Source organism: Pseudomonas sp. zfem004 (genome assembly GCF_032621715.1).
In the GTDB taxonomy this organism is placed as follows: domain Bacteria; phylum Pseudomonadota; class Gammaproteobacteria; order Pseudomonadales; family Pseudomonadaceae; genus Aquipseudomonas; species Aquipseudomonas sichuanensis.
In genome coordinates, this window is the sequence record NZ_JAVYJF010000021.1 from 73,240 (window position 1) to 94,682 (window position 21,443).

The window sequence follows — 21,443 nt, forward strand, 5'->3', positions numbered from 1 at the left end:
GATGAGAATGAGAAACCTGCCAAAGTAAATGAAAGTAAATGTTTCAAGGCGACCGGCGGCGCCTGCGCCGTCCGTTAATTTTCCCCTCCGTTCATCCGTTTTCCATGCACGACCGAGCTGCCCCGCTCGTTGCCCCTCTTTACGGATGATCGCCAATGAATGCTCAAGATGCCCGCAACCTTGCCCGCCGATTCCTCGAGTTGCCGGCGCAAAAACGCAGGATCTTCTTGCAGGCGCTGGCCCGGGAACAGGTCGACTTCGCCCAGTTCGCCATCCCGGCCGGGGTGCAGGCCGCCGAGCGCGGCCTGCCCTCGTATGCCCAGCAGCGTATGTGGTTCCTCTGGCAGCTCGATCCCCAGGGCGCGGCCTACAACCTCCCGGGCGCCGTTGGCCTGGACGGGCCGCTGGACCGTGCTGCCCTGGCCCAGGCCCTGGAAGCGCTGGCCGAGCGCCATGAAACCCTGCGCAGCGCGTTGCGCCAGGAGGGTGAGCACGGGCTGCGCCAGGTCGCCGCGGCCCAGGCGGTGACCGTCGATTTCGAAGACCTCTGCGCGCTGGATGCCGGCGCCCGCGAACAGGCGGTGAAGGCGCGCGCGCAAGCCCAGGCCGAGTGCCCGTTCGACCTGGAGCAGGGCCCGCTGTGGCGGGTGCGCCTGCTCAAGCTGGACGCCGAGCGCCATGTGCTGCTGCTGACCTTGCACCACATCGTCTCCGATGGTTGGTCGATGAACGTGCTGATCGACGAGTTCATCCGCTGCTACGACGCCTTCAGCCAAGGCCAGCCCATGCCGCTGGCGCCGCTGCCGATCCAGTACGCCGACTACGCCCTGTGGCAGCGCGCCTGGCTGGAAGCCGGCGAGCAGGAGCGCCAGCTGGCCTACTGGCAACAGGTGCTGGGTGACGAGCACCCGGTGCTGGAGCTGCCCACCGACCACCCGCGCCCGGCCACCCCCAGCCATCGCGGCACCCGCTTCAACTTCGCGGTCGATGCCGAGCTGGCCCAGCAGCTGCGCGCCCTGGCCCAGCAACAACAGGCCAGCCTGTTCATGGTGCTGCTGGCTGCCTTCGATGCCTTGCTCTACCGCTACAGCGGCCAGGGCGAGCTGCGCGTGGGGGTGCCCATCGCCAACCGCAACCGTGCCGAAGTCGAAGGGCTGATCGGCTTTTTCGTCAACACCCAGGTACTCAACTGCCGCATCGACGAGCACCTCACGGTGGCCGGGCTGATTGCCCAGGTGCGCGACACCGCCCTCGGCGCCCAGGCGCATCAGGAGCTGCCGTTCGAGCGCCTGGTCGAGGCGCTCAAGCTTGAACGCAGCCTGGCGCTCAACCCACTGTTCCAGGTGATGTACAACCACCAGCCGCTGGTCACCGACCTCGGCGCGCTGCAGACCGCCTCGGGCATTCGTTTCGACCTGATCGAGTGGAAAGGGCGCACCACCCAGTTCGACCTGAGCCTGGATACCTGGGAGAAGGGCGGGCAGCTGCACGCCGCACTTACCTACGCCGACGAGCTGTTCGACGCGCCGACCATCGCGCGCATGGCCGGCCACTGGCTGAACCTGCTGCGTGCCATGGTCGCCGACACAAGCCAGCCTGTGGCGCGGCTGCCGATGCTCGGCGCCGACGAGCAGCAACAGCTGTTGCACGCCTGGAACCCGCCGGGTGACGGCTTTGACCAGGTGTCGCGGATCGATCAGAGCATCGCCCGCCAGGCCGCCGAACAGCCCGAGGCGCTGGCCCTCACCTTCGGCCTTGAGCAGTACAGCTATGGCCAGCTCGACCGCTGGGCCAACCGCCTGGCCCAGCGCCTGGTGGCAGCCGGTGTCGGCCCCGAGACCCGCGTCGGCGTGGCCCTGCCGCGTACTCCGCAACTGCTGGTGTCGCTGCTGGCGGTGTTCAAGGCCGGCGGCGCCTACGTGCCGCTGGACCCGGACTACCCGGCGGAGCGCGTGGCCTACATGCTCGACGACAGCGCCGCGCACCTGGTGCTCAGCGACCCTGAAGTGGCCCAGCGCCTGGCCCTGGCCGACTGCGCCGAAGTGCTGCTGGTGGACGCCGACGAGCAGAGCCTGGTCGCCTGGCCGGACGTGCCGCCGGCCAATAACGCCGTGGCGCAGAACCTCGCCTACGTGATCTACACCTCAGGCTCCACCGGCCGCCCCAAAGGCGTGGCCATCACCCACCGCAACGTCATGGCGCTGCTGCACTGGTCGCGTCAGGTGTACAGCCGCGAAGACATCCAGGGTGTGCTGGCCTCGACCTCGATCTGCTTCGACCTGTCGGTGTGGGAGCTGTTCGTGACCCTGGCCGCGGGCGGCTCCATCGTGCTGGCGCGCAACGCCCTGGAACTGCCGCAGCTGCCGGCGCGCGACCAGGTGCGCCTGGTCAACACCGTGCCCTCGGCCATTACCGCGCTGCTGCGCGACGGCCAGTTGCCCGCCGGCGTGCGCATCGTCAACCTCGCCGGCGAGCCACTGAAGCAGCGGGTGGTGGACGAGCTCTACCGCCAGCCGGGGCTGGCGCATGTGTACGACCTGTACGGCCCTTCGGAAGACACCACCTACTCGACCTGGACCCGCCGCCAGGCCGGTGGCCGTGCCAGCATCGGCCGGCCGCTGCCGCACACCGCCGCCTACCTGCTCGACGCCGCCCTGCAGCCGGTGCCGCAAGGTTGCGCCGCCGAGCTGTACCTGGCCGGCGCCGGCATTACCCGTGGCTACCTCGGGCGCCCGGGGCTGACCGCCGAACGCTTCGTGCCGGACCCGTTCGCCGCCGACGGCGGGCGCCTGTACCGCACCGGCGACCTGTTGCGCTACCGCGACCAGGGCGAGCTCGAGTACATCGGCCGCATCGACCATCAGGTCAAGGTGCGTGGTTTCCGTATCGAGCTGGGCGAGATCGAGGCGCGGCTGCAGGCGCAGGCGCAGGTCAGCGAAGTGGCGGTGCTGGCGCCGGAAGGCCCGAGCGGCCGCCAGTTGGTGGCCTATGTGGTGCCGGCCGATGCCGCGCTGCTCGACGACCCGGCGGCCCAGAGCACGCTGCGCGAGCAACTGCGCGCAGCGCTGGGCGAGCACCTGCCCGACTACATGGTGCCCGCCGCCATGCCGATGCTGGCCGCGCTGCCGCTGACCCCCAACGGCAAGCTCGACCGCAAGGCGCTGCCGGCGCCCGACGCGTTGCAGGCGCAGCGCGAGCATGTGGCGCCCGGCGATGCCCGTGAGCAGGCCCTGGCGCAGATCTGGCAAGCGTTGCTGGGCCTGGAGCAGGTCGGCGTGCTGGACAATTTCTTCGAGCTGGGCGGTGACTCGATCGTCTCCATGCAGGTGGTCAGCCGTGCCCGCGAGGCCGGCCTGGCGCTCACTCCCAAGGACATCTTCCAGCACCAGACCATTCGCGGCCTGGCCCAGGTGGCCGGGCAGGCGGGCCAGGCAGTGGTGCGTGGGCCGGCCAGCGGCGAAGTGCCGCTGACGCCGATCCAGCACTGGTTCTTCGACCAGGCCATTCCCAACCGCCAGCACTGGAACCAGGCGCTGCTGCTCGATGCCCGCGCACCGCTGCAGGGCGAGCCGCTGGCCCAGGCCGTGCAGCTTCTGGTCGAACACCACGACAGCCTGCGCCTGCGCTTCGAGCAGCACGGCGGCACCTGGCAACAGCGCTATGCCGAAACCGCCGGCGACGTGTTCCAGCGCTGTACGGCGGCCGATGCCGAAGCCGCGCTGGCACTGTGCGAGGCTGCGCAGCGCAGCCTGGACCTGGCCCACGGGCCGTTGCTGCGGGTAATGCTGATCGAGCTGCCCGAGGGCCGCCAGCAACTGCTGCTGGTGCTGCACCACCTGGTGGTGGACGGGGTGTCCTGGCGGGTACTGCTCGAAGACCTCGAGCAGGCTTACCGCCAAGTGCTGGCCGGCCAGCCGCCACGCCTGCCGGCGCGTACCAGCGCGTACCAGGATTGGGCGCTGCGCCTGCATGACGCCGTGCCGAGCTATCAGGCGCAGTTGCCCTGGTGGCGCGAGCATCTGGGGCGCGCGGCGGTCGCCGAACTGCCGTGCGACAACCGCGACGGTGCGCTGCACAACCGTCATGAACACAAGATCGAATGCCGCTTCGACGTCGAGCTCACCCGCCAGCTGCTGCAGGTCGCGCCTGCGGCCTATCGCACCCAGGTCAATGACCTGCTGCTCACCGTCCTGGCCCGGGTACTGTGCCGCTGGACCGCAGCACCGGGCGCGCTGATCGAGCTGGAAGGGCATGGCCGCGAAGACCTGTTCGCCGGGCTCGATCTGTCGCGTAGCATCGGCTGGTTCACCAGCCTGCAACCGGTGCTGCTGGTGCCCGAGGCCGAGCTGGGTGCTTCACTGGTGGCGGTCAAGGAACAGTTGCGCGGCGTGCCCGACAAAGGCATCGGCCACGGCCTGCTGCGTCACCTCGGCGATGCCGACACCCGTGCCGAGCTGGCGGCCCTGCCGCGTCCGCGGGTGACCTTCAACTACCTTGGCCAGTTCGACCGCCAGTTCGATGAACAGGCGTTGCTGGTGCCCGCCACCCATGGCGCCGGCCAGGGCCAGGATCCGGACGCGCCGCTGGCCAACTGGCTCACCGTCGAAGGCCAGGTGTACGGCGGCGAGCTGGCGTTGCAGTGGGGCTTCAGCCAGCAGATGTTCGCGGCCGAACGCATTCAGGCCGTGGTCGATGGTTTCGCCGAGGAACTGCGCGCATTGATCGCCCACTGCGTCGAGGCCCCCGGCCAGGTGACCGCCTCGGACTTCCCGCTGGCCGGGCTCGATGGCGCGGCGCTGGCGCAACTGCCGGTGGCCGCACGCCAGCTCGAAGACCTCTACCCGCTGTCGCCGATGCAGCAGGGCATGCTGTTCCACAGCCTGTATGAGCAGGCCGGCAGTGACTACGTCAACCAGATGCGCGTGGATGTCGACGGCCTGCACCCCGCACGCCTGCGCGACGCCTGGCAGCAGGCGCTGGACGCCCATGCCATCCTGCGCACCGGCTTTGCCTGGCAAGGCGAGCAGGGCAAGCCCCTGCAAATGGTCATGCGCCAGGTCGAACTGCCCTGGCGCGAACTGGACTGGCGCGACCGCGCCGACCTGCCGCAGGCGCTCGCCGCCCTGGCGCAGGAGGATTGCGAGCACGGCTTCGACCTGGCCCAGGCCCCCTTGCTGCGCCTGACCCTGGTGCGCACCGGCGAGGCCCGGCACCACTTGATCCAGACCTGCCACCACCTGCTGCTGGACGGCTGGAGCAACTCGCGCCTGCTCGGCGAGGTCCTGCAACGCTACGCCGGGCAGCAAGTGGCGCCCCCGGTCGGGCTGTACCGTGATTACATCCAATGGCTCGGTCAGCAGGACATGGCGGCCAGCGAGGCATTCTGGCGTGACCAGCTCGCCGCGCTGGAAACCCCGACGCGCCTGGCCCACGCGCTGCCCACGCCGCAAGCGGCGGCACAGGCCAGCCACGGCGACTTCTACCAGACCGTCGATGCGGCCTTGGGCGAGCGCCTGAACGCCTTCGCCCGGCAGCAGAAAGTCACCGTCAACACCCTGGTCCAGGCGGCCTGGCTGTTGCTGCTGCAACGCTGCACCGGCCAGGACTGCGTGGCCTTCGGCGCCACCGTGGCCGGGCGCCCGGCGCAACTGCCGGGCATCGAGGCGCAGATCGGCCTGTTCATCAACACCTTGCCGGTGATCGCCCGGCCGGCCCTGCAGCAAACCCTGGGCGACTGGCTGCAACAGGTGCAGGCGCTGAACCTGGCACTGCGCGAACACGAACACACGCCACTGTTCGAGATCCAGCGCTGGTCGGGGCAGGGCAGCGATGCGCTGTTCGACACCTTGCTGGTGTTCGAGAACTACCCTCTGTCGGCGGCGCTGGCCGAGTCCGGCCAGGCCGGCGTGCGCTTTGGCGAAGTCGCCAACCTGGAGCGCACCAACTACCCGCTGACCCTGGCCGTGACCCTCGGCGAGCGTCTGCAGGTGCACTACAGCTACCTGTGCGCGGCGCTTGACGCCGCCACCGTGCAGGCCCTCGCGGCGCAGCTGGAATGCCTGCTCGGGCAGTTCGTCGAAGGCGCCGGCCAAGTGCTGGCGACCCTGGACAGCGTGCCCCCGGCCGAGCGCCAGGCGCTGCTGGCGATGCCCGCCGCCTTGCCGGCGCAGGCCGCGCCGCAGTGGCTGCACCAGTTGATCGAAGCCCAGGCCCGCCGCACGCCAGCGGCCATCGCCCTGGTTGCCGAGGGGCGGGCGCTGAGCTACGCCAGCCTCGACAGCCAGGCCAGCGACCTGGCCCGGCGGCTGGTCGCCGAGGGCGTCGGCCCGGAGGTGCTGGTGGGCATCTCGTTGCCCCGTGGCGAGCGCCTGATCATCGGCCTGCTGGCCATCCTCAAGGCCGGCGGCGCTTATGTGCCGCTGGACCCGGAATACCCCGCCGAGCGCCTGGGCTACATGCTCGAGGACAGCGGTGTGCAGCTGGTGTTGGGCGATGCCCGCAGTGCGGCGTTGCTGGCCGGCAGCGCCGCACGCCTGCTGCGGGTTGATGAGCTGGCGCTGGCCACCCATGGTGTCGAGGCCCCGTCGCCGACCCTCGCCGGCAACAACCTGCTGTGCCTGCTGTACACCTCCGGTTCCACCGGGCGGCCCAAGGGCGTGGCCTTGGAGCAGGGCGCCCTGTTGCGCCACCTGCTGACCATGCAGCGCTTCTACCGCATCGACAGCAGCGACCGCTTCCTGCATTTCGCCTCGTTGAACTTCGACTGGGGCACCGAGCAGTGGCTGCTGCCGCTGATCAGCGGTGCCCGCTGCGTGCTGCGCGGCGAAGGCCTGTGGAGTGCCGAAGAGGCGCTGGACGTGATCGAGCGCGAGCAGGCCAGCCTGGTCTATTTCCCCACCCAATACGCCTGCCAGCTGGCGGCCTGGGCCGCAGCCCATGGCCGGGCGGCGTCGGTGCGCTCGTTCAACGTGGCGGGCGAGGCCTTCCCTCGCGAGGGCTTCGAGCAGATCCAGGGGCAACTGCGTCCGCAGCATATCGTCAACGGCTACGGGCCGACCGAAACGGTCATCACCCCCTTCCTCTGGGAGGCCGATGCCGCCACCCGCTTCACCAGCGCCTATGCGCCCATCGGCCGACCGGTGGCCGGGCGCAGCGCCTACCTGCTGGCCGAAGGCCTGGCCTTGCAGGCCGATGGCGTGGTCGGTGAGCTGTATATCGGTGGCGAGGCCCTGGCGCGCGGCTACCATGCGCAGCCTTCGCTGACCGCCGAGCGCTTCGTCCCCGACCCGTTCGCCAGCACCCCGGGCGCGCGGCTGTACCGCAGCGGCGACCTGGTCCGGCGTCTGCCGGACGGGCAGATGGAATACATCGGCCGGGTCGACCATCAGGTGAAGATCCGCGGCTTCCGCGTCGAGACCGGTGAGATCGAGGCCTGTCTGCTGGCCCAGGCGGCTGTCGCCGAGGCGGCCGTGGTGGCCGTGCCGGGCCCGGTCGGCCAGCAGCTGGTGGCCTACGTGGTGCCGCGACAGGCGCTGGCCGAAGCTGACCGCGAGGCCCAGGCCGCACTCTGCGAAGGGTTGCGCGCAGCGCTCGGCGCAGCGCTGCCGGACTACATGCAGCCAGCCCACTGGCAGGTGCTGGCCCGATTGCCACTGACCCCCAACGGCAAGCTCGACCGCAAGGCCTTGCCGGCGCCGGACGCCAGCCTGCTGGCGCAGGCTTTCGAAGCACCACGCAGCGCCCTGCAAGGCGAGCTCGCCGCGTTGTGGGGTGAACTGCTGGGCGTCGAGCGCGTAGGCCTGCGCGACAACTTCTTCGACTTGGGCGGCCATTCGCTGCTGGCCACCCAGGTGATCAGCCGGGTGCGCCATGCCCGTGGCGTCGAGCTGCCCTTGCGCAGCCTGTTCGAAGCCCGCGACCTGGAGGCGTTCGCCGCCACGGTCGATGCCTGCATGACGGCCCCGGCTCAGCTGCCGGTGCCGCAGCTGCAAGCCCTGGACCCGGCGCAGCGTCAGCCGCTGTCGTTCGCCCAGCAGCGCCTGTGGTTCCTCTGGCAGCTGGAACCGCACAGCTCGATGTACAACATTCCGCGCGCCCTGCAGCTCGACGGTGAGCTGGACATCGACGCGGTGCGCACAGCCTTCGAGGGCTTGCTGCAGCGCCATTCGGTGTTGCGTACCACTTACGCCCAGGAGGGCGGCGACAGCTGGCAGCAAGTGCATGCGCACATGGCCTTGCCGCTGGCTGTCGTCGATCTGCGCGAGGCCCCGGCCGCCACCCGCGAGGTGGCGATCGCCCAAGCCCTGGCCGAGCAGGCGCAGGCGCCGTTCGACCTGGTCAACGGCCCGGTGCTGCGGGTGGCGGTGCTGCGCCTGGCCGAACAGCAGCACCTGTTGCTGGTGACCTTGCACCACATCGTCGCCGACCACTGGTCGTTCGGCATCCTGCTGCGTGAATTCGTCGCCCTCTACGACGCCGCCGTGCAGCGCGCCCCGGCCGCGCTGCCGACGCCGGGCCTGGCCTACCTGGACTTTGCCGTGTGGCAGCGCCAGTGGCTGGCGGCCGGGCAGATGCAGCGCCAGCTCGATTACTGGCAGCGCACCCTGGGCGACGACCATCGCCTCAGCCGCCTGCCCGGCAGCCCGCAGGCCGGCGTCAGCGCCGGCACCTGCCAGGTGCACGCCTTCGATTTCCCGCCAGCGCTGGCCGAGGCCCTGCGCGCCACCGCCAAGGCCCGTGGCCTGACCCTGTACATGCTGTTGCTGGCCGGCTTCTCGCTGGTGGTGGCGCAGCGTTGCGACAGCTCCCGCGTGCGCCTGGGCACCGACGTTGCCAACCGCAACCATGCGGGGGTTGAAGAAATGGTCGGCTTCTTCGTTAACCAGTTGGTACTGCAGCTGACGCTGGACGACAGCCTCAGTGGCGAACAGTGGATGGAGCGCTGCCGCGATGTGGTGGTGGGTGCTTCCGATCACCAGGACCTGCCGTTCGACCGCTTGGTCGAGGCCCTGCGCCTGCCGCGTCAGGCCGGCCGTTCACCGCTGTTCGCGATCAAGTTCATCTACCAGGAAGGCAGCCTGCCGATGCAGGCGCCGCAAGGCCTGCAGGTGACCCCGCAGGAAGCGGGGCAGGGCGCCACCGAGCTGGACCTGATCGCCGAGTTCGTCAACGCCGAGCAACTGACCGCCGCCTTCAAATGCGACGCCAGCCTGTACACGGCGGCCGACATGCAAGGGCTGTTCGTGCAGTTGCAAGGGGTGTTCGAGCGCTTGCTCGAAGCGCCCGAGGCGCCCCTGGCGCAGCTGCTGGCCCATGCCGCGCAGCTGCAGGCCAGTGCCGAACAGGCCGCGGCCGAGGCACGCCAGGCGCAGCTCAAGGCGCAGCACCCGATCCGTCGGCGCGCCCGTGGGGTCGAGCTGCAGTAGAGATTGTCATGCCGGTGGCCGCTGGGCCGCCGGCTTTACCGAACGGGAGATGGAAATGTCCAACAGCGAGGCGCAAGCCATTCCGGTATTGGCCAAGGGGCGGCGCAAGAGTTTGAGCATGGACCACGACAGCCTCGTGGCCTTTTCGCCAATGTTCGAAGGCCACAGCCTGCCGTTGCTGTGCACGCCCAAGGTGGCGGGCATCAACCTGGCCGAATGGGCCGGGCAGAACCGCGCGCTGATCGAAAGCAAGCTGGACCAGCACGCCACCATCCTGTTCCGCGGCTTCGCCGTGCAGGACATCGGCGAGTTCAACCAGTGCGTCGATGCGATCTCCGGCGGCGCCCTGGAGTACCTGTTCCGCGCCTCGCCGCGCACCCAGATCACCCGCAAGCACAATGTCTACAGCTCGACCGACTACCCGGCGGTGGAGAAGATCTTTCCGCACAACGAGCACTCCTATTCGCCGGTGTTCCCGCTGCACCTGTATTTCTACTGCGACCTGCCGTCGCCCACCGGCGGCGAAACCCCGTTCGGCGATACCCGGCTGATCCTGCCGCGCATCGACGCCGAGGTGCGCGATGCCTTCGTGCGCAAGGGCGGCGTGCTGTACGTGCGCAACTACGGCGACGGCATGGGCCTGCCCTGGCAGACCGTGTTCCAGACCGAGGACCGCGCCGAGGTCGAGGCCTACTGCGCCAAGATCGGCGTGGAGCCGGAGTGGAAGTCCGGCAACCGCCTGCGCACCCGCCAGAAAGGCCCGGCCATGGTCCGCCACCCGCGCACCGGCGAAACCGTGTGGTTCAACCACGCCACCTTCTTCAATGCCCTGACCCTGCCCGACAGCATCCGCGACAGCCTGCGCGCCGAGTTCGCCGACGACGAACTGCCGCAGAACACCTTCTACGGCGACGGCAGCCCGATCCCCGAGGATCACATCCGCCACCTGCAGCAGATCTACCGCGACGTCATGGTCGAGTTCCCCTGGCAGAAAGGCGACGTGGTGATCCTTGACAACATCCTCACCATCCACGCGCGCAACGGTTACACCGGCCCGCGAAAGATCCTCACGGCCATGGCCATTCCCCTGAAAAGCAGCGAAGTGGCACTGGGCCAAGGAGTTCAAGCATGACCGCAAGCAACGCAGAAATTTTCCAGACCTCGGCGCAACAGGCGCATCTGCTCCAGGCCAGCGGCGGCCAGGCGCTGGCCGCACGACTGTGGCTGGCGCTGGACGCCGAGCCCTCCCTGGAAGCGCTGCAGCAGGCCCTGGCCCAGCTGTGCGAGCGTCACGAAATCCTGCGCACCCGCTACGTGCAGGTGTCGGGTCTGAAACACCCGGCCCAGGAAATCCACGCTCAGGTGAACCTGCGCGTGCGTCATGCAGCCACAGCCGAGCAGGCCCGCCTGCAGGTGGCCGAAGACCTTGGCCAGGCCCCGCTGGCCGCCAGCCTCGAGGGCCGCAACCTGCTGCTGGGCGTGGCACTGGCCAGTGCCGACCCGGCCGCCCTGCGCCTGCTGGGCGATGAGCTGCAAGCCTTGCTGCGCGGTGAAGCGCTGGCCGAGTTCGATGCCCTGCAATACGCCGACTACGCCGCCTGGCAGGGCGACCTGGCCCAGGAAAGCATCGGCCAGCAAGGGCGTGCGTTCTGGCGCGGGTTGCTGGCCGAGCAGGCGCGCCCGCTTGCCTTGCCGTTCGAGCGCCGCGTGGCGCTGGCCGAGGCGCCGTGCGTCGAACAACTGGCCACGCCCGTGGCTGACGCGCTGGCCAAGGTGGCCGAAGCGGGGCGGATCACCACCGACGAAGCCCTGGCGGTTCTGTGGGCCGCGTTCCTGGTCGAACTGGGGCAGCCCGCCAGCGTGGTGCTGGGGCTGGAGGTCAGCGGGCGCAACGAACAGCTCGAACAGACCGTCGGCCACTTTGCCCGCCAGCTGCCGCTGGTGCTGGCGATCGACAGCAGCCGAGGCCTGCGCGAGCAACTGCCGGGGTTGCTCGGCCAGTTGCGCCAGGGCCTGTCCTGGCTCGACTGCCTGGACGAAACCGACCTGGGCGAAGCACTGCTGCCGGCCTTCGCCTGTGGCTATCGCGCCGAGGCCGCGCAGCTGGAGCAGGACTGGCCGCTGGGCCAGAAGCTGCTGCTGCGCGCCGAACAGCGCGGGCAAGGCCTGAGTCTGCGCCTGGTCAGCCCGGCTCGGGTATTCGATGCCGCCCAGTTGCAGGCGTGGCTGGCGCAGTTCGCCCGGTTCGCCGTGCAAGTGGCGGCTGACCTCGAGCAGCCGCTGAGTCGGCACAACGGTGTCGATAGCGCCCAGGCCGAGCAGCTGCTGCAACGCTTCGACCGCAGCGCCGAGCAGGTAGAGGTGCCTGGCGAAACCCTGCACGGGCTGTTCGAGCAGGCCGCCAAGGCCACCCCAGGGCATACCGCCCTGCAAGTCGGCGCACAGGCGCTGGACTATGCCAGCCTCGACCAGCGTGCCGACGGCCTGGCCCAGGCCCTGCGCGAGCGCGGTGTCGGCCCCGACAGCGTCGTGGCGGTGTACGGCGAGCGTTCGGTGGAAATCGTCGTGACCCTGCTGGCCATTCTCAAGGCCGGTGGCGCCTACCTGCCGCTGGACCCCAGCTACCCGGCCGAGCGCCTGGCGTTCATGTTGCACGACGCCCGCGCCCAGTGCCTGATCACCCTGCGCCCCCTGGCCGACGGCATCGAGGTGCCGGACGGCGTTGCCCGCCTGGCCCTCGAACAGGGCCTGCCGGCCGCCCAGGCACAGGCCCCGGCCGTGGCGGTCGAGCCCGGCAACCTGGCCTACGTGATCTACACCTCCGGCTCCACCGGCAAGCCCAAGGGCGTGATGATCAGCCACGCCAACGCCTGTGCCTCGACCCGCGCCCGTGGCGAGTTCTATCGCGCCCCGCTGCGGCGTTTCCTGATGCTGTCGTCGTTCTCGTTCGACAGCTCGGTGGCGGGGATCTTCTGGACCCTCGGCCAGGGCGGCACCCTGTACCTGCCCGAAGAGCAGACGCACAAAGACCCGGCGCGCCTGGCGCAGCTGATCGGCGAACAGGGCATCAGCCATTTCCTGGCCCTGCCATCGTTCTACGCACAGATCCTCGAGCACCTGCAGCAGCCCGCGCTGGCCTGCGTCATCGTCGCTGGCGAAGCCTGCCCGCTGGAGCTGCCGGCGCGGCATGCCGAACGCCTGCCGCAGACCTTGCTGGTCAACGAGTACGGCCCGTCGGAGAGCTCGGTGTGGTGCTCGGCGCACGTCGTTGAAGCCCTGCCTGCCCATGAGCGGGTGTCGATCGGTGGCGCCATTGCCGGCACCCGCCTGCGGGTGCTCGACGAGCAAGGCGAACTGGTCGGCTTCGGCCGTGAGGGCGAGCTGTACGTGGGTGGCCCTGGCCTGGCCCGTGGTTACCTGCAGCGCCCTGGCCTGACCGCCAGCCGCTTCGTGCCCGACCCGTTCGCTTTGGTGCCGGGCCAGCGCCTGTACCGCACCGGCGACCGGGTCAGCCCCGGCGTCGAAGGCACCCTGGACTACCTCGGGCGCCTGGACTTCCAGCTCAAGCTGCGCGGCTTCCGCGTGGAGCTGGGCGAAATCGAAGCGCGCCTCGCCCAGCAGCCCGAGGTGCGCGAAGCCGCCGTGGTGGTGCGCGAGACCGGCGCCGGCGCGCAACTGGCGGCCTTCGCCACCCTGCGTGACCCGGCCAGCGCCAGCGGCCTGGAAAGCCGCCTGCTGGAGCGCCTGCGCGAGCAGATGCCCGAGTATATGGTGCCGGCCTTCCTGCGCGTGCTCGACCGCCTGCCGCTGACCCCCAATGGCAAGCTCGACCGCACCGCGCTCGCCGCCCTGCAAGCCCAGGGCAGCGCCTACCAGGCGCCGCGCAACGAGCTGGAGCAGACCCTGGCGCAGATCTGGCAGGAGGCCTTGCAGCTGGAGCAGGTGGGCGTGCATGACAACTTCTTCGCCCTGGGCGGCCACTCGCTTCTGGCCACGCGTATTCGCTCCCAGGTGCAGGAACGCCTGAACCTGGACCTGCCGCTGCGGGTGTTCTTCGAAGGTGAAACCGTGGCCTTGCTGGCCGAGCAGGTCGAGCGACATCGCGGCTCGGGCGTCAGCGAGGACAAGGCCGATGCCCTTGAAGCGCTGTTCGATGCGGTGGAGGACGTATGACCGCGTTGTCCGACCGCATGCAGGTACTGGCCAAGCGCTTCGCCGCCTTGCCAGCCCAGGAACGCCAAGTGTTGCAAGGCCGCATGCGCGAGCAGGGCCTGGCCTTCGATCTGCTGCCCATTCCACCCCGGGACAACCTCGACGAACCGGTGCAGGCCTCGTTCTCCCAGCAGCGCCTGTGGTTGCTGTGGCAGCTCGACCCCCGGTCCACGGCCTACAACCAGCCGGCGCTGCTCAGCGTGCGCGGGGCGTTCGACGCCCAGCGCCTGGAGCGCAGCCTGCAGGCTCTGGTGCAGCGCCATGAGGCGCTGCGCACCAACTTCCGCCAGGACGAGCAACAGGTCCTGCAAGTGCTGCACAGCCACCGCGCATTCAGCCTGCAGCAGCAGGACCTGCGCGGTAGCAGCCAGGCGCAGCTGGAGCAGGTGGCCGAGGGGCTGACCGCGCAGCCGTTCGACCTCGAACACGACCTGCTGCTGCGTGCCAGCGTGCTGCACACCGGCGAGCAACAGTGGGTGCTGGTGTTCTGCACCCACCACATCGTCACCGACGCCTGGTCGATGCCGATCCTGATCGAAGAAGTGCTGCGCCATTACCAGCAGCAGACGCCGGTACCGGCCTTGCCGATCCAGTACGCCGACCATGCCCGCTGGCAGCGCCTGTGGCTGGAGGCCGGCGAGGCCGAGCGCCAGCTCGGCTACTGGCGCGAGCGTCTGGGCGTGGCCGAGGACAGCCTCGAACTGCCCGCCGATCATCCGCGTCCGGCGCGACGCAGTGGCCGTGGCGCGCGGCTGGCCATCGAACTGCCGGCGGGGCAGGGCGAGGCGGTCCGGCAACTGGCCGCGGCCAACGGTTGCACACCGTTCATGGTGCTGCTGGCGACCTTGCAGGTGCTGCTGATGCGCTACAGCGCCAGCGAAGTGATCCGCGTCGGCACGCCGATCGCCAACCGTACCCGCGCCGAGGTCGAGGGGCTGATCGGCTTCTTCGTCAACACCCAGGTGCTGCAGGTGGAGCTCGATGGCCGCCACAGCTTCGTCGAGGTGCTGGCCCAGGTGCGCCAGCGGGTGCTCGAGGCCCAGGCCAACCAGGACCTGCCGTTCGAGCACCTGGTCGACGCCCTGCAGCCCCAGCGCAGCCTGGACCGCACTCCGCTGTTCCAGGTGCTGTTCAATCACCAGGTGGCGACCGGCCAGGGCAACCGCTGGCAATTGCCGGGCGTCGAGCTGGCGCCGCTGGAAATCACCCGCGAGTCCGCGCGCTTCGACCTGGCGCTGAACACCGAGGAGCAGGGCGAGCGCCTCAGCGCCTCGCTGCTGTATGCCACCGACCTGTTCGAGGCCCGCACCATCGAGCGCCTCGGCCAGCACTGGGCGCAACTGCTGGGCGCCGCGCTGGCCGAGCCTGCGCGGGCGATCGAAACCCTGCCGCTGGGGCCGGCTGCCCAGGCCAGCGAGGCCGATGCGACAGTACGCGGCCCGTGGCTGCACCAGCGCTTCGCGGCCCAGGCTGCCGCGCATCCAGAGCGCATTGCCCTGGTGGAAGGTGCGCGCTCGCTCACTTACGCCGCTCTCGACGGCAAAGCCAACCAACTGGCCCGCCGCCTGATCGACAGCGGCGTGGCCCCGCGCACGCAGGTGGCCCTGTGCGCCGAGCGCCGCCTGGAAACCCTGGTGGGCCTCTTGGCCGTGCTCAAGGCCGGCGCCTGCTACGTCGCCCTCGACCCGCAGTACCCGCGCCAACGGCTGGAGCAGATGCTCGCCGACAGTGGCGCCGGTCATCTCCTGGCGCCCAGCGACCAGGCCGAACGCTTCAGCGGCTTCAGCGACGTGACGCTGCACCTGCTGGATGACGCCTGCGACCCGCTCGACGCCCCGTGCGCCGCGCCGGCGCTGAACCCACTGGGCGGCGACCTGGCCTATGTGATCTTCACCTCCGGCTCCACTGGCAAGCCCAAGGCCGTTGGCGTCAGCCAGGCGGCGCTGGCCAACTACCTGGACGGCATCGAACAGCGCCTGCCGCTGGGCCAGGTGCAGAGCATGGCGCTGGTCTCCACCCTGGCCGCCGACCTTGGCCATACCGTGCTGTTCGGCGCCTTGGCCGCCGGCCGTACCCTGCACCTGATCGATCCCGATACCGCGGTCGATGGCCAGGCCTTCGCCGCCTACATGCAGCAGCATGGTGTCGATGCGCTGAAAATCGTGCCGTCGCACCTGGGCGCGCTGCTGGGCAGCGACAACCTCGGCGTGCTGCCGCGCCGTTGCCTGGTGCTGGGCGGCGAAGCCAGCCCGCCGGCCTTGCTGCAACGCATCCGCGCCCTGGCGCCGGACTGCGCCCTGGTCAACCACTATGGGCCGACCGAAACCACGGTGGGCGTGTTCACCTGCCTGCTCGACGACCTGGGCAGCGCCGCGCCGCTCGGCGCGCCGCTGCCCAACCTGCGCGCGCAGGTGCTCGATGGCGCCATGCAGCAGGCGCCGCTGGGCAGCCAGGGCGAGTTGTACCTGGGCGGCGCGGGCCTGGCCCGTGGCTACCTGGGCCAGCCGGGGCTGACCGCCGAGCGCTTCGTCCCCGACCCGTTCGGCGACGGCCAGCGCCTGTACCGCACCGGCGACCGCGTGCGCCATCGCGCCGATGACCAGTTGCAGTACCTGGGCCGTGGCGACCAGCAGTTGAAGATTCGCGGCTACCGGGTTGAGCCCGGCGAAATCGAACAGCAACTGCTGGCCCATGCCGACGTGAACGAGTGCGTGGTCACCGGCCAGCCCGGCGCCAATGGCACCCAGCTGGTGGCGTACGTGGTGCTGGCGGCCGGCGCGACGCTGCAGGCCGACAGCCTCAAGGCTTACCTGCGCGAACGGCTCTCGGCCCACCAGGTGCCGGCCCATGTGCTGGCGCTGGCGGCGTTGCCGCTGACCGCCAACGGCAAGCTCGACCGCCGTGCCTTGCCGCAACCGCAGGCGCAGGCGGGCAGCACGCCCGCCGCCCAGGGCGACGCGCGCCAGCAACGCATCGCCGCGCTGTGGCGCGAGGTGCTGCGCAGCCCGCAGATCGGCCTGGACGACAACTTCTTCGAGCTGGGCGGCGACTCCATCGTCGCCATCCAGTTGGTCAGCCGCGCGCGTGCTGCCGGCATCGCCTTCAGCGCCCGGGATGTGTTCGAACACCAGACCGTGCGCAGCCTGGCGGCCCGTGCCGGGTTCGATCAGGTCCAGGCGGTGGTCGAGCAGCCCGCCGCCGAGGGGCCGTGCCTGTTGTTGCCGATCCAGCAGGCGTTCTTTGCCGCCGACCCGGTCGAGCGCCATCACTGGAACCAGTCGTTGCTGTTGCAGCCGCGCCAGCCACTGGACGCTGCCGTGCTGGAGCAGGCATTGCTGCAGCTGTGGCGCCACCATGACGTGCTGCGCAGCTGCTTCAGCCGGGGCGCGCAGGGCTGGCAGGCGCATATCCCGGCCGCCGGTAAACCGCCGGCGCCACTGCTTTGGCAGCGCCACTGCGCCACGGCCGAAGACCTGGAGCCCCTGCTCAACCAGGCCCAGCGCAGCTTCGACCTGGCCCGTGGCGATGTGCTGCGTGGTGTACTCGCAACCCTGCCCGACGGCAGCCAGCGGCTGCTGCTGACCGCCCACCACCTGGTGGTGGACGGGGTGTCCTGGCGCATCCTGCTGGAAGACCTGCAGGCCTGTCATGACGCCTTGCAGGCTGGTGCGGTGCCACGCCTGCCGGCACGCAGCAGTTCGGTGCAGCGCTGGGGCCAGGTACTGGCCGACTGGGCGCAGGCCGAGCCGCAGCGCGCCACCCTGGATTACTGGGCGGCGCAGTTGCCGCAGCACGACCAGGCTCTGCCGCAGATGCGCAGCCGCGAACCTGCGCGCAGCGCCGACCGCCAGGTCGCCGTCACGCGCCTGGATGCGCGCCTGACCAGTGGGCTGTTGCAGGGCGCCTCGGCGGCCTACCGCACCCAGGTCAACGACCTGCTGCTGGCCGCCCTGGCCCGGGTGCTGTGCCGCTGGACCGGCGAAGCGTCGGTCAGCGTGCAGCTCGAAGGCCATGGCCGCGAGGACCTTGGCGCTGACCTGGACCTGTCGCGCACCCTGGGCTGGTTCACCAGCCTGTTCCCGGTGCGCCTGCAACCCGCCGCAGACCCGGCGACGACCATCAAGCAGGTCAAGGAGCAACTGCGTGCGGTGCCCGACCGTGGCCTGGGCTTCGCCGCCCTCAAGTACCTGGGGGCCGCCGAAGACCGCGCGCGCTTGCAGGGCCTGCCAGTGCCGCGGATCACCTTCAACTACCTGGGGCAGGTGGACGCCACCTTCAACGAACAGGCGTTGCTGCGCCCGGCTCCCGAGGGCAAGGGCGACGAGCGCAGCCCCGAGGCGCTGCTGGGCAACTGGCTGACCCTCAGTGGCCAGGTGTATCAGGGCGTGCTGGCCCTGGAGTGGAGTTTCAGCGGGCAGATGTTCCCGCCCGAGGCCATCCAGCGCCTGGCCGATGCCTACGCCGTCGAACTGGGCGAGCTGGTGGAGCATTGCCTGGCGCCCTCGGCAGGTGCATTGACGCCGTCGGATGTGCCGTTGGCCAAGCTCGACCAGGCCGCCCTCGACGGCCTGGCGCTGCCTGCGCGGGAGGTGGCGGACCTGTACCCGCTGTCGCCGATGCAGCAAGGCATGTTGTTCCATTCGCTGTACCAGGCCGAGGCCGGCGCCTATATCAACCAGCTGCACGTCGAGATCGGCGGGCTGGATGTGGCGCGCCTGCGCATGGCCTGGGAGCAGACCGTGCAGGCCCACGACATCCTGCGCAGCGGTTTCCTCTGGGGCGATGAGCAGAGCGAGCCGTTGCAGGTGGTGCAGCGTCAGGTGCCGTCGCCGCTGCAGGAGCTCGACTGGCGTGCGAAGGCCGACCTGCCGGCGGCCCTCCAGGCGCTGTACGCCGAACAGCGCAGCACGCCGTTCGACCTCGGCCGCGCGCCGCTGCTGCGGGTCTGCCTGGTGCAGGTGGCGGCGGACCGCCATGTGATGGTGTACACCCACCACCACATCCTCATGGACGGCTGGAGCAGCGCCCAGGTGATGGGCGAGGTGATGCAGCGCTACCACGGTGCGCTGCCGGACCAGGCGCCACAGCCGCTGCGCGACTACATTCGCTGGCTGCAAGCCCAGGACCCGGCCGGTGCCGAAGCCTTCTGGCGCGGGCAGCTGGCCGAGCTGCCGGCGCCGACCCGGTTGCTCGACTGCCTGCCGGGCGCGCAGGCCGGGCAAGGCGGCATGGCCAACGTCGACCGCACCCTGGACGTGGCCCAGACGCAACGCCTGGAGGCCTTTGCCCGCGCCCAGCGGGTGACGCTCAATACCCTGGTGCAGGGCGCCTGGGCATTGTTGCTGCAACGCCTGGCCGGGCAGCAGGCGGTGTGCTTCGGCGTCACCGTGTCCGGGCGGCCGGCGCAGTTGCCGGGTATCGAGCAGCAGATCGGGCTGTTCATCAACACCCTGCCGATGGTCGCCAGCCCGGCGCCCGGGCAGGCCCTGGGCGAATGGCTGCGGGCCTTGCAGGCCGGCAACCTGGCCATGCGCGAGCACGAACACACCCCGCTGTACGATATTCAGCGCTGGGTGGGGCAGGGTGGCGAGGCGTTGTTCGACCACATCCTGGTGTTCGAGAACTTCCCCATGGCCGAGGCCCTGCAAGAGGCCGGTGGCGCCTTGAGTTTCGGCGAGGTTCACCAGCACGAGCGCACCAGCTACCCGCTGACCATCGCCGCCGGCGTTGGCCAGACCCTGCAACTGCAAATGAGCCACGACCTGGCGGTGCTGCCTGCGGCAGTGGTCGAGGGCCTGGCCGAACAGCTGTGCAACCTGCTGCTGGCCATGCCGGCGGCAGCCGACCGCGCGGTAGCCGAGCTGCCCGTGCTGGGCCTGGCGCAGAACACGGCACGGCTGCGCCATGAACGCGCCCGGGTGGACGACTGCGCCAGCCTGGTGCCGGTGCACCTGCGCCTGCAGGCCCAGGCGCTGGCGCAGCCCCAGGCCTGCGCGGTGGTGTGCGACGAGCAGCAGCTGAGCTACGCCGAGCTGAACCGCCGCGCCAACCGCCTGGCCCATGCCTTGCGCGGGCGCGGCGTAGGCCCCGAGCACCTGGTGGGGATCTGCATGGGCCGCAGCGTCGAGCTGCCGGTGGCGGTGCTGGCCGTGCTCAAGGCCGGCGCCGGCTACGTGCCGCTGGACCCGGACTACCCTCAGGAACGCCTGCAGGCCATGGTCGAGGACAGCGGTATCAGCCTGCTGCTCGGCGAGGCCGCGCTGCTGCGCGGTCACGCCGACAGCGGGGTGGCCACCCTGGCGCTGGACCAGCCTTTGGCCCAGCTTGCCGGGCAGGATGACGACCCGGCCTGGTCGGGCCTGGCGGACAGCCTGGCCTATGTGATCTTCACCTCCGGCTCCACCGGCCGGCCCAAGGGCGTGGCCTTGACCCACCGGGCGCTGGCCCGGCACACCGAGGCGGCGATCCAGGCCCTGGGGTTGGTGGCGAGCGACAAGGTGCTGCAGTTCGCCACCTTCAACTTCGATCCCTTCGTCGAGCAGCTGTTCGCCACCCTGGCGGTGGGCGCCACGCTGGTCATGCGCGGCCAGCAGGTATGGAGCAGCAGCCAGTTCCGCGACGCGGTGGATACCCAGGGCATCACGGTGGCCGACCTGAGCACCGCGTACTGGGCGACCATCGCCCGCGACCTCGCCGACAGCGGGCCCCATGCCCTGGCGAGCCTGCGCCTGGTGCTGTGCGGCGGCGAGGCGATGCCGGGCAGCGCCGTGCAGGACTGGGCGCGTGCGCTGGGCCGCACGGTGACCTTGCTCAATGCCTATGGCCCGACCGAGGCCACCGTCACCGCCACGCTGCAGGACTGCACGCAGTGGCTGGCCAACCCGCAGGCGGTGCCGGCGGTGTTGCCGATCGGCCAGGCGCTGGCAGGCCGTGCGTTGTACCTGGACGACGGCCAGACTGGCGCCGCCGCCCTGCATGGCGCCGGTGAGCTGTGCATCGGTGGTGAGTTGCTCGCCCGTGGCTACCACGGCCGGCCGGGGCTGACCGCCGAACGCTTCGTGCCCGACCCGGACGGTACACCGGGCAGCCGCCGCTACCGTACCGGCGACCTGGCCTGGCGCGATGCCGAGCAGGTGCTGTGGTACCTGGGCCGTGGCGACGAACAGGTGAAGATCCGCGGCTTCCGGGTGGAGCCGGCGGAGATCGAGGCCCGCCTGCGCGAGCACGGGCTGGTGCGTGAAGCGCTGGTGCAGGTGCACCAGGCCGCCGGTGGCGCGCAACTGGTCGCTTTCCTGGTGCTGGCGGCAGCGGTCGATGATGCCGTGCTCAAGGCCTGGGTCGCCGCCACGCTGCCGGGGTACATGGTGCCGGCCCGTGTGGTACGCCTGGAGCACATGCCACTGAGCCCCGCCGGCAAGATCGACCGCCGCGCGCTGCCGGCGCCGGAAGCGGTGGCCGCAGGCCCTCACCGCGCACCGGGCGACGAGCTCGAAGAGCAGGTCGCTGCGATCTGGCAGCAGGTGCTGGAGGTGGATCGGGTAGGGCTGGACGACAACTTCTTCGAACTGGGCGGGCATTCGCTGCTGGCCACCCAGGTCATCGTCCGCCTGCGCGGGCAGTTGGGGGTGGAAGTCAGCCTGGAAAACCTGTTCATGGCGAGCAACCTGGAGGCGTTCTGCGCCCACGTGCGCGGCTTGCGCAACGTGGCGCAGCCCGTCGAAGACGAATTGGCTAAATCTTTGGAGGCACTCAAACGTTTATCAAGCGCAGAGCTTGAAAAGCTGATTTCTTAAAGGAGTGCGGGAC

At 70.1% G+C, this 21,443-nt stretch carries 4 protein-coding genes; all 4 read left to right on the top strand.

Annotated elements, in window-relative coordinates:
- Window positions 1–155: 155 nt before the first annotated feature.
- From RTH46_RS20895 to RTH46_RS20910, 4 genes are read left to right on the top strand one after another with little or no spacing between them, the layout of a single operon-like run.
- Window positions 156–9,425 (top strand): non-ribosomal peptide synthetase, encoded by a 9,270-nt coding sequence (locus RTH46_RS20895; protein ID WP_316906512.1) that lies wholly within the window; start codon window positions 156–158, stop codon window positions 9,423–9,425.
- Between the two features lie 55 nt (window positions 9,426–9,480).
- Window positions 9,481–10,557, top strand: a complete 1,077-nt coding sequence (locus RTH46_RS20900) for a TauD/TfdA family dioxygenase (protein WP_110995179.1) — start codon at window positions 9,481–9,483, stop codon at window positions 10,555–10,557.
- Window positions 10,554–13,598, top strand: coding sequence for an amino acid adenylation domain-containing protein (locus RTH46_RS20905; RefSeq protein ID WP_316906513.1), 3,045 nt, complete (start codon window positions 10,554–10,556; stop codon window positions 13,596–13,598). Before RTH46_RS20900 ends, RTH46_RS20905 begins: the two co-directional genes overlap by 4 nt.
- A complete protein-coding gene (locus RTH46_RS20910) occupies window positions 13,595–21,430 on the top strand; it encodes a non-ribosomal peptide synthetase (protein ID WP_316906514.1) in 7,836 nt (2,611 codons plus the stop codon). The genes RTH46_RS20905 and RTH46_RS20910 overlap by 4 nt, the downstream gene beginning before the upstream one ends.
- The last annotated feature ends 13 nt before the right edge of the window (window positions 21,431–21,443 follow it).

Coding starts and splice junctions, on each gene's coding strand:
- RTH46_RS20905 (WP_316906513.1), top strand. CDS start 10,554: ATGACCGCAAGCAACGCAGAAATTTTCCAGACCTCGGCGCAACAGGCG.
- RTH46_RS20910 (WP_316906514.1), top strand. CDS start 13,595: ATGACCGCGTTGTCCGACCGCATGCAGGTACTGGCCAAGCGCTTCGCC.
- RTH46_RS20900 (WP_110995179.1), top strand. CDS start 9,481: ATGTCCAACAGCGAGGCGCAAGCCATTCCGGTATTGGCCAAGGGGCGG.
- RTH46_RS20895 (WP_316906512.1), top strand. CDS start 156: ATGAATGCTCAAGATGCCCGCAACCTTGCCCGCCGATTCCTCGAGTTG.